At 70.7% G+C, this 9,626-nt stretch carries 11 protein-coding genes; 4 read left to right on the top strand and 7 right to left on the bottom strand.

Going from position 1 to position 9,626, the window contains the following annotated elements:
* Positions 1-23 precede the first annotated feature (23 nt).
* From KUTG_RS51035 to KUTG_RS51020, 4 genes are read right to left on the bottom strand one after another with little or no spacing between them, the layout of a single operon-like run.
* On the bottom strand, positions 24-389 hold the full coding sequence (locus KUTG_RS51035; protein ID WP_052396428.1) for a glycerate kinase: 366 nt from the start codon (positions 387-389) through the stop codon (positions 24-26).
* Between the two features lie 5 nt (positions 390-394).
* A complete protein-coding gene (gene gcl / locus KUTG_RS51030) occupies positions 395-2,089 on the bottom strand; it encodes a glyoxylate carboligase (RefSeq protein ID WP_084580828.1) in 1,695 nt (564 codons plus the stop codon).
* Positions 2,090-2,091: 2 nt separating this feature from the next.
* Entirely contained in the window at positions 2,092-2,961 is an 870-nt protein-coding gene (locus tag KUTG_RS51025; protein WP_043727318.1) for an NAD(P)-dependent oxidoreductase, read from the bottom strand.
* A complete protein-coding gene (locus tag KUTG_RS51020; RefSeq protein ID WP_043727317.1) occupies positions 2,958-3,755 on the bottom strand; it encodes a hydroxypyruvate isomerase family protein in 798 nt (265 codons plus the stop codon). Before KUTG_RS51020 ends, KUTG_RS51025 begins: the two co-directional genes overlap by 4 nt.
* Positions 3,756-3,856: 101 nt before the next feature.
* On the opposite strand from KUTG_RS51020, the gene KUTG_RS62755 reads away from it, so the two are divergent.
* From KUTG_RS62755 to pucL, 4 genes are read left to right on the top strand one after another with little or no spacing between them, the layout of a single operon-like run.
* Positions 3,857-4,387: a helix-turn-helix domain-containing protein gene (locus tag KUTG_RS62755; RefSeq protein ID WP_043727314.1), complete on the top strand. Its 531-nt coding sequence runs from the start codon at positions 3,857-3,859 to the stop codon at positions 4,385-4,387.
* A 55-nt stretch (positions 4,388-4,442) separates the two neighbouring features.
* Complete coding sequence (gene uraD / locus KUTG_RS51010; protein WP_043727311.1) at positions 4,443-4,877, top strand: 2-oxo-4-hydroxy-4-carboxy-5-ureidoimidazoline decarboxylase; 435 nt, start codon at positions 4,443-4,445, stop codon at positions 4,875-4,877.
* A complete protein-coding gene (gene uraH / locus KUTG_RS51005; RefSeq protein ID WP_043727310.1) occupies positions 4,874-5,191 on the top strand; it encodes a hydroxyisourate hydrolase in 318 nt (105 codons plus the stop codon). The genes uraD and uraH overlap by 4 nt, the downstream gene beginning before the upstream one ends.
* A gap of 2 nt (positions 5,192-5,193) precedes the next feature.
* On the top strand, positions 5,194-6,072 hold the full coding sequence (gene pucL, locus KUTG_RS51000) for a factor-independent urate hydroxylase (protein ID WP_043727307.1): 879 nt from the start codon (positions 5,194-5,196) through the stop codon (positions 6,070-6,072).
* Between the two features lie 52 nt (positions 6,073-6,124).
* On the opposite strand, the gene KUTG_RS50995 is transcribed toward pucL, so the two are convergent.
* The 3 genes from KUTG_RS50995 to KUTG_RS50985 all read right to left on the bottom strand — a co-directional run bounded on the left by KUTG_RS50995 (position 6,125) and on the right by KUTG_RS50985 (position 9,562).
* Positions 6,125-6,694 carry an RICIN domain-containing protein gene (locus KUTG_RS50995; RefSeq protein ID WP_043727305.1) on the bottom strand — a complete coding sequence of 190 codons (570 nt, stop codon included), beginning with the start codon at positions 6,692-6,694 and terminating at the stop codon, positions 6,125-6,127.
* A 100-nt stretch (positions 6,695-6,794) separates the two neighbouring features.
* Positions 6,795-8,987 carry an ATP-binding protein gene (locus KUTG_RS50990; RefSeq protein WP_043733718.1) on the bottom strand — a complete coding sequence of 731 codons (2,193 nt, stop codon included), beginning with the start codon at positions 8,985-8,987 and terminating at the stop codon, positions 6,795-6,797.
* A gap of 77 nt (positions 8,988-9,064) precedes the next feature.
* Positions 9,065-9,562, bottom strand: coding sequence for a pyridoxamine 5'-phosphate oxidase family protein (locus tag KUTG_RS50985; RefSeq protein WP_043727303.1), 498 nt, complete (start codon positions 9,560-9,562; stop codon positions 9,065-9,067).
* Positions 9,563-9,626: the final 64 nt, after the last annotated feature.

The raw sequence follows: 9,626 nt of genomic DNA, 5'->3' as shown, positions 1-9,626 counted from the left end.
GGCGCTGCCGCCGAGGCCGAGCACTATGGGGCGCAGCCGATGTCCATGGCCACCCGGATCAGCTCGCAGACGCAGGAGCTCGAAGCCGACATCGGCGAGCTGCCCCAGCCGAGGCCGGACGCCTGCGCCAGTTCCAGGACGGCCGTGCCGCCGCGCAGGCCCAGCATCGCCCGCACCGGGCTGCCCAGCGGCCCGGTCACGGTCGTGACGAGGCGGTCGAAGCCGGCGGCGCAGGCGGCGTCCACGGTGCCCTCGCCGCCGTCGGCGACCGGCACCACTCGCACCTCCAGGTCGGGCCGGACCCGCCGCAGGCCGGCCGCCAGGTGGTCGGCGACCTGGCCGGCGGCGAGCGTGCCCTTGAACTTGTCCGGGGCCAGCAGGACCTTCATCGTCCTCAGCTGACCGGCTCGAACTCGACGACGGTGTTCAGCGCGCTGCCCATGGAGGCGTTGGCGGCCCGGTCGATCATGATCTCGACCAGCACCGGCCGGCTGGTCCGGCCGGCCTCCTTGCGGGCCCATGCCAGCGCGTCGGTGATCTCGCCGGGCTCGGTGACCCGGCGGCCCGAGCAGCCGTAGGCCTGCATGATCTTGACGTTGTCCGCGCCGTACTCGTCGTAGTGGATGTCGACCTGGTAGTTCATGTTGTAGCCGGTCTCGGCCTGCCGGATCAGGCCCAGGTACTCGTTGTTCAGCATGATCAGCACGAACGGCACGTCGTACTGCGCGGCCACGGCCAGCTCCTCGACCAGGAACTGGAAGGAGTAGTCGCCGACCACCGCGACGACCTCGGCGTCCGGCTTGGCCGTGCGCACGCCGATCGCCGCCGGGATCTCCCAGCCGAGCGGGCCGGCCTGCCCGCAGACCTGGTAGTGCCGGGGCAGGTGCGTGCGCTGGAACTGCCCGGACCAGATCTGGTAGAGCCCGATCGCGGTGACGAAGTACGTCTCCGGGCCGTAGAACTCGTTGATCTCGCGGAACACCCGCGGCGCCTTGATCGGCACGGTGTCGAAGTCGTCCCGCCGCGGCAGCTGCGTGCGAAGCTCATCGATCCGGGCCGCCCACTGCTGCCAGGACCGCTGGGCGTTGCGCTTTTTCGCGGCGGCCAGCAAGGCTTCCAGGAACAGCTTGGTGTCCGAGACGACGCCGAGGTCCGGCCCGAAGACGCGCCCGATCTGCAACGGGTCGACGTCCACGTGCACGAACTTGCGATCGCCCCGGTAGACGGCGAGGTCACCGGTGTGCCGGTCGCCGAACCGCGCGCCCAGGGCCAGGACGAAATCGGACTCCAGGAACAGGGCGTTGGCCCAGCGCTGGCTGGTCTGGATGCCGGCCATGCCGGCGAACAGCTCGTGGTCCTCGGGCAGGCATCCCTTGCCCATCAACGTGATCTGCACCGGCACGCCCAGCAGCTCGGCGACCTCACGCAGCACGGCGGAGGCCTCGCCGCCGATCACGCCGCCGCCGGCCAGCAGCAGCGGTCGCTCGGCCGCCAGTAGCATGTCCAGGGCGCGTTCGACGCGGGGCTGGTGCGGGGTGACGGCGTCGATCGGCAGCGGGGCGTCGATCGCGCCGTCCCACTCGATCTCCTGCTTCTGCACGTCCAGCGGCAGGTCGATGAGGACCGGGCCGGGACGGCCGGAGCGGGCGATCCGGAAGGCCTCGCGGAAGATCCACGGGGCCTGCGCGGCCTCCTTGATCTGCACCGCCCACTTGGTGACCGGCTTGGCGATCTCCACGATGTCGACTGCCTGGAACGCCTCCTGGTGCAGCTTGCTGGAGACGGCCTGGCCGGTGATGCACAGGATCGGCACCGAGTCGGCCTGCGCGGTGTAGAGGCCGGTGATCATGTTGGTGCCGGCCGGGCCGGAGGTGCCGACGGCGACGCCGACGTTGCCGGTGGTGCGGGCCCAGCCGTCGGCCATGTGGGTGGCGCCCTCTTCGTGGCGCACGATCAGGTGGTTGAGCGAGCTCTGTTCCAGCGCCGCGTAGAACGGCAGGATCGCGGCGCCGGGGCAGCCGTACACGATGTCGACACCCTCGGACGCGAGCACCTCGACGACCGCCTGCATGACGGGGATCTTCGACATGGCTACGCCTTTCCTGACAGGGTCTCGACGACCTTGAGCAGCGCGGAGTGGTCCAGCGAGCCGTGGCCCATGGCGCGGGCGGCGGCGATGAGCTGCGCGACCAGGCCGGCCATCGGCAGCGACACATCGGCCTGCCGCGCGGCGGCCTGCACGATGCCCATGTCCTTGTGGTGCAGGTCGATCCGGAAGCCCGGCTGGAAGTTGCGGGCGATCATCGACTCGCGTTTGAGGTCCAGGATCCGGCTGGCGGCGAGGCCACCGGCCAGCACGTCCATGCCGGCCCGCGCGTCGACGCCGGCCGCCTCCAGCAGCACGATCGCCTCGGCCACCAGGGCGTAGGTGCCGCCGACGACCAGCTGGTTGGCCGCCTTCACGACCTGGCCGGCGCCGTGCGGGCCGACGTGCACGATGGTCTTGCCCAGGTTCTGGAGCAGCGGCAGCGCCTCGGCGAAGTCCTCGGCCGTGCCACCGACCATAATGGACAGTGCCGCATTCTTGGCCCCGGCCTCGCCGCCCGACACGGGCGCGTCCAGCACGCGGATTCCCTTGTGTGCCGCCGATTCCGCCACGTTCTTCGATGTCTCGGGGCGGATCGTGCTCATGTCGATCAGCAGCAGGCCGTCGGCGCCGGCCGCGATGACCTCGGTCGTCACGGCCTCGACGTGCTCGTCCTGCGGCAGCATCGTGATCACGACCTCGGCCCCGGCGACCGCCTCGGTGACGTTGGCGGCCCGGTGCCCGCCGGCCTCGACCAGCTTGGCCAGGGCCGGTTCGGACAGGTCGAAGCCGGTGACGGTGTGGCCGGCGGCGACCAGGTGGCCGGCCATCGGCGAGCCCATGATGCCGAGGCCGATGAAGCCGATCTTGCTCATGACGCCTCCTTCTGGAATGTCGGCAGCCAGCCGAAACTGTCGGCGGTGGCGCCGGTCGGCCGGTACTCGGCGCCGACGTGACCGCGATAACCGTTGGCGGACAAGGTCGTCAGGTGTCGCAGCAGCTCCAGCTGCCCGCTGCCGGGCTCGCCGCGGCCGGGGGCGTCGGCGAACTGGACGTGGCCGATGCGGTCGATGTGCTTGCTGGTCACGGAATCGAGGTCGTCGCCGTTGACCGCGAGGTGGTAGAGGTCGCAGAGCAGGGCCACGTTGCCCAGCGGCACCCGGTCGGCCACGGCCAGCGCGTCCGCCGCGGTCAGCAGCGGGTAGTCCGGCGCGCCCGACAGCGGCTCCAGCACGATCGTGCCGCCTACCGCCTGCACGGCGGTGGCCGCGACGGTGAGGTTGGCCGTCGCCAGTTCGTCCTGTTCGGACGGTGTGAAGCCGGCGATCCGGTTGCCGTACAGGGCGTTGAAGGTGCGGCAGCCGGTGCGGCGGGCGATGTCGACGGCGATCTCCACGCTGGCGTTGAACTCCGTCTGCCGGCCGGGCCAGGAGACCACGCCGCGGTCGCCGGCCGGCATGTCGCCGGCGAAGAAGTTGAGGCCGACCAGTTTCACGCCGGCCGTGTCGAGGGCGTCGACGAAGGCGTCGACCTGCGCCGGCGTCGGGTTCGCGGTGTCGAACGGCCACCAGAACTCCACCGCGTCGAAGCCGGCCTTGGCCGCCGCGGCCGGCCGCTCCAGCAGGGGCAGCTCGGTGAACAGGATCGAGAGGTTGGCGTCGAGAAGCACCGGATCACTCCGATTTCCGTATCGCGGAATTACTTTTCCGATTAGTGAGAGAGTAGAACGCTCCGCTGCGGCCGGTCAACGGTCGGCGCTACGGTTCGACGGTGGATCTGGAGGCCGAGTTCACCACCGAGCCGTTCCGCGCCGAAGCCGGCGGGGAACCGCCCGCGCATGCCGCGCAGGCCGCCGAGCAGGCGCAGAAGGCGGGCCTGGAGACGACGTTCGGGCCTCTCGGCACGACCGTGCGGGGGCCGTCGGACGAGGTGTTGAACGCGCTGCCGGAGATCTTCCGCGCGGCCCTGGCCGGAGGGGCGACCCGCGTAACGTTACGGCTGGGAGTACCGGGCGGCGCGAGTCCGTCGGAACGGACGATCGGGAGCGCGGAGGCGCAGAGTGGTGGCGCGGCCGACGATCAGCCGGTCGGCGTCGGGGCGCTGGATCGGGTGCTTGCGGAGGTCGAGGCGGAGTTCGGCGGGCCGCTGAACTCGCTGTCCCGCGCCGACAAGCAGCGGGCGGTGCGGCTGCTGGAAGAACGCGGGGCCTTCGAGATGCGAAAGTCGGTGCCCACGGTGGCCGAGGCGCTCGGGGTCACGCGGTTCACGGTCTACAACTACCTGAACCGGTCCCAATCATGATCGACTTCAACAAATTGTTGACATCCGTCGGCCGACGCTTCTACCGTCGCTGGACATGAACCTCGACGAGGCAGCGCTGACCGAGTGCCTAGCGGTGCCACGCTGGGTGCGGACCGTGCTTGACGGGCAGCCCTACGACTCCCCCGAGGCGCTGTTCGCGGTAGCCGAGCGCGCGGCGGCGACGCTGACCGCCGAGGAGGTCGAGCTCGCGCTGGCCGGCCACCCGCGCATCGGCGACAAGACCGGCAGCGCCACGTCACGGGCCGAACAGTCCGGAGTGGACAACGCCGACGAGTTCGTCACGGCCAACCGCGAGTACGAGCGGCGGTTCGGCCGGATCTACCTGGTCTGCGCCGCCGGCCGCGGCGGGGACGAGCTGCTGGCCGACCTCCGCGAACGGCTGGCCCACGACCCCGACACCGAACTGGCCGTCACCGTCCGAGAACTCGGCAAGATCGCGCTGCTGCGCCTGGCGAAGGTCGTCCAATGATCACCACGCACGTGCTCGACACCACCTCCGGCCAACCCGCCCAGGGCGTGCTGGTGCGGCTGGAATCCGACGGCCGGATCATCGGCGACGGCGTCACCGACGACGACGGCCGCTGCCGCACGCTGGGCCCCGACCACGTGGAGGCCGGCGTGTACCGGCTGGTCTTCGACACCGACACCTACTTCGCGCGGGTGGGCCGCGAGGCCTTCTTCCCCGAGGTGACCGTGACGTTCCGGATCACCGACCCCGACCGGCACCACCACGTGCCGGTCCTGCTGAGCCCGTTTTCCTTCACCAGCTACCGAGGGAGCTGATCGTGGCCGTCCACCTTGGTCCCAACCAGTACGGCAAGGCCGAGAACCGCCTGGTGACGGTGTCCCGCAACGGTTCCGTGCACTCGCTGCGGGATCTGACGGTGAGCACCTCGCTGCGTGGCGACCTGGCCGCCACCCACCTGACCGGCGACAACTCCGGAGTGGTGCCCACCGACACGCAGAAGAACACCGTCTACGCCTTCGCCAAGGAGGCGCCGGTCGGCGAGATCGAGGAGTTCGCGCTGCGCCTGGGCCGGCACTTCGTCGGCTCCTTCGACCAGATCACCGGCGCCCGGGTGTTGATCGACGAGCACGGCTGGGGCCGGATCGCCGCCAACGACCACTCCTTCGTCCGTGGCTCCGACGAGAAGCGAACGACTGCCGTCACCGTCGACGGCTCCGAAGCATGGGTCGTTTCCGGGCTGCGGGACCTGATCGTGTTGAAGACGACCGGGTCGGAGTTCCACGGCTATCCCCGTGACAAGTACACGACCCTGCCCGAGACCAACGACCGCATCCTGGCCACCGCCGTCAGCGCCCAGTGGCGCTTCTCGGGGCTGGATGTCGAGTGGGACAAGAGCTTCGCCGAAGCCCGCGCCGCGTTGCTCGCCGCCTTCGCCGACACGCACAGCCTGTCGTTGCAGCAGACCCTGTACGCGATGGGCGAGGCCGTGATCGGGGCCCGTCCGGAGATCTCCGAGGTGCGGCTCTCGTTGCCCAACAAGCATCACTTCGTGGTCGATCTCGGCAAGTTCGGGCTGGCCAACGACAACGAGGTCTTCTACGCCGCCGACCGTCCGTACGGGCTGATCGAGGGCACCGTCGTCCGGGACGACGCGCCCGACGCCGGGCAGGCCTGGCACACGCTGCCGGCGTTCTGAGTCCACGGGCCACGCCTGCCCGGACGTGGCAGGCGTGGCCCGTGTGCTTGTGTCAGCCCGCCCAGATCGCGTCGAACCGCTCATTGATGAAGCCGTAACAGGGGTTCTGCACGAAACGCCGGTAGTTGCTGGAGTTGATGGCGTCCACCGACAGGCACAGGCCGCTGTTCACGTTCTGGAACTGCGCGCTGCCGTCGTTGTAGTTCCAGATCATGCGCCACTGCTGGTTCGTGCCGATCAGGCAGGTGTACTGGATGATCGGGTTGCCCTGGTTCGTGCCGTAGGCGTAGTCGTCCAGGCATTTGCCGGAGGCCACGTTCTGCAGCCAGAACACGGTGGGGTCGCCGTTGACCGAGCCCATCCGCCAGCCCTGGTTGTTGCGGTACTGGCAGTGGTACTGGTCGACCGGGGCGAAGTCGTCGTCGCGCCCCGGGTCGATCTGCATGCATTTCACGCCGGTGCCGTCATTGCCGGTGTTGGTCCACCAATACAGCACGTCACCGCTCACCGGCGGCGGAACGGTGTTGTCGGCCGACGCCGGTGTGACGCCGGTCAGTGCCACGGCGGCGATCGCGAGCGGAACCAGCACCGCGGCACGGAACGCGCGGGGTAAAAACGGCATGCGTCTCCTCGATGACAAACAAGTACGGGCCGTGACCCGGGAGACGGTAGAGATCACCGCGGGCCGACTCCAGGCCGAACCGGCGGAAAAGCCGGCAGAATCAGAGCTGCGCGAGGTGCTCGTGGACGCGGGCCTGGTCGGGGCGACCGAGCGGGAAGGTCAGTGCCTCGTGGAAGAGGCGGGTGGCGCCGCTGTGGTCGCCGTCGGCGGCGGTGGTCTGGCCGAGGGCGAACAGGGCCAGCCCGATGGCCTGGACGTGCTCGACGTGGCGGGCCAGGTCCAGCGCGCGGCGGGCGGTGGCGGTGGCGTCGGACCAGCGGGCGAGACCGGCCTGGGACTGGGCGAGCAGGGCCAGGGTGAAGGCCTCGGAGCCGGGTTCGCCGAGGGAGGCGAAGGTGGCGGCGGACTCGGTCAGCAGGGCGGCGGCCTCGGCGTGATCGCCGGTGTCGTTGCGGACGGCGCCAAGGTTGAGCTGAGCGACGGCGACGCCGCGACGGTCACCGAGTTCGCGTTTACGGCTCAACGCGGCGCGGTGGTAGTCGATGGCTTCGGCGTAGGCGCCGCGGTCGTGGGCGAGCGCGCCGAGGTTGTTCAGGGCGATGGTCTCCCGGCGGGCGTCGCCGGTGAGTCGGGCCTGGTCGAGGACGCCGGTGTACGCGGCGGCGGCCTCGTCATGGCGGCCGGCGAACTTGTGGGCGTTGCCGATGAGGGTCAGCGTCGCGGCCCGCCCCTCGGGGTCGGCGCCGAAGATGTCGGCCGCCGCGGTGGCCAACGTCAGCGCCGCCTCGGGATCGCCGCTCTCGTTCGCCGTCACCGCGGCCCCGTGCAGGGCCCAGGCCCGGGCCTGCGCGGTGGGTGCGGCGTCGGCCGCGGCGGTCAACATCCGCCGGCCCTCGGCGAACCGCCCCCGGGCCACGTAGTGGCTGGTCAACGCCCGCACGGTCGCGACGTCCAGCAAGGTCGGCGCAGAGTCGATGGCGTGCTGGACGGCGGCCCGCACGTTCTCCAGCTCGTCGGCCAGCCGGGGGTCGCCGTCGCGGACCAGGCGCAGGAAGTGGCTGGCATGGGCGTCCCGGTCACCGTGGCCGGTGAGCTGGTCCTCCACCACCTCGCGGATGGTGTCCAGCATGCCGATCCTGGTGTTGCCGGCCTGCTCGGTGACGGTGACCAGGCTGTGCGCGGCGAGCGTCGCCAACGACAACGGCGGTGCGCCCAGCACGGCCTCGATGTCGACCGGGTCGGCGCCACCGGCGAACGCGCCGAGGAGGCCGAACAGCCGACGGTCCGGATCGGTGAGCCCGCGCGTGCTCCACTCGACCGTGCGGCGCAGGCTGAGGTGCCGGTCGGCCAGGTCCACGGTGTCGCCGTGCAGGTCGCGTACCTGGGCCAGCACCTGGGCGGGGGCCTGTGTGCGCAGCCGGGCCGCGGCCAGTTCCAGGGCCAGTGGCAGGCCGTCCAGCCGCCGGCACAGCGCGGCGACCGCGGCGGCGTTGGCCTCGGTGAGCGTGAACCCCGGCCGAACCGCCGCCGTTCGCTCGACCAGGAGCCGGACCGCCGCGTTGTCGGCCAGCGCGGCCGTGTCGTCACCGTTCGGAGTGGACAGTGGGGCCAGCGGCCAGAGGTGCTCTCCCCGCAGCCGCAACGGAGATCGGCTCGTCGCCAGCACGGTCAGCCGCGAGCACCCGGCCAGCAGCGTGCCCACGATGGTGGCCGCCGCGGCCACGTGTTCGAAGCTGTCCAGCACCAGCAGCCATCGCCCGTCGCCGATCAGCGCGGCCGGGTCCGAGGTGCGCAGGGACTCGGCCAGCGCCTGCGGGACGTCGTCCGGGTGCCGCAGTGGGCTCAGGTCGAGGCCGTGCACGGAGTCGAAGCGTGCCGCCACCTGCCAGCCCACCTCGACCGCGAGACGGGTCTTGCCGACCCCACCCGTGCCGATGATCGTGACCAGGCGGACCGCCGAGTCCTGCACAAGCCGTTGCACCGCAGCGAGATCGTCGGACCGGCCGACGATCGACGTGACCGGGGCCGGCAGCGCCGGTCGGGTTGTTGTCCGCCGGCGACGGGTGTCCGGCGGCGGTGCGGACCGAGCGGCCCCGGCGAGCGCCTGCTGCTCCCCCGGCGTCAGGTTCATGGCCCCGATGAGGGCGCGGAGCGTCTCGCGGTGCGGGCGGCGGGTGGCGCCGCGCTCGATCTCGCCGATCGCACGGACGCTCACCCCGCTCTGCTCCGCCAACTGCTCCTGCGACAAGCCACGGCCGGTGCGCAGTCCCGCCACCATCTCGCCCAGGTGCACCGGCACATCGTAGAGATGTTGCTTTGTTCTGGTACCTGCGGATGGCTAGTTTCATTCTTCACTGAAGTCATAGTGCATTAAGCACTCTGACGTTCCGCCCGCTGCCGGACCAGCTCCTCGACCGGGGACGGCAGGGTGGTCTCGAAGTCGATGAGCTTGGCCCAGGTCGGCCTGATGACCACCCGCACCATGCCGTCGTACAGCGACCGGACCTCGGCCTCCCACTCGACGCGCTGCTCGGCGGTCATCTCGTAGGAGCCGTTCATCTGGAGGTACTCGGCCGGGATGCCTTCGACCTCGTCCAGCTCGACCTGCCCGCGGACCAGCAGGATCTTCGGCGGGTGGACCTCGGTGTCGATGGTGATGGCGACGGCCGGGTTCTGCCGCAGGGCGTGCAGCTTGGGCGCGTTCTTGCTGGTGCACAGCACGATCTCGGCGCCGTTCCAGGTGAAGGCGATCGGGATGCTGCGCGGCGTGCCGTCCTTGGCCACGTAGGCCAGCCGGCACAGGTCGCGGGCCAGCAGCTCCTGACTGAGCGGGCGGTCGAGGACCTCGAAGACCTGGGTCTGCTGCATGACGACTCCTTCGGGTTGGGAGCGGGCCTCGCGGCCGCTCGTGTCCCTCGGAGCCGGGACAGGT

Origin of the sequence: Kutzneria sp. 744 (assembly GCF_000568255.1) — a bacterium.
Lineage (GTDB): Bacteria > Actinomycetota > Actinomycetes > Mycobacteriales > Pseudonocardiaceae > Kutzneria.
This window is presented reverse-complemented; position numbering and strand designations above follow the sequence as displayed.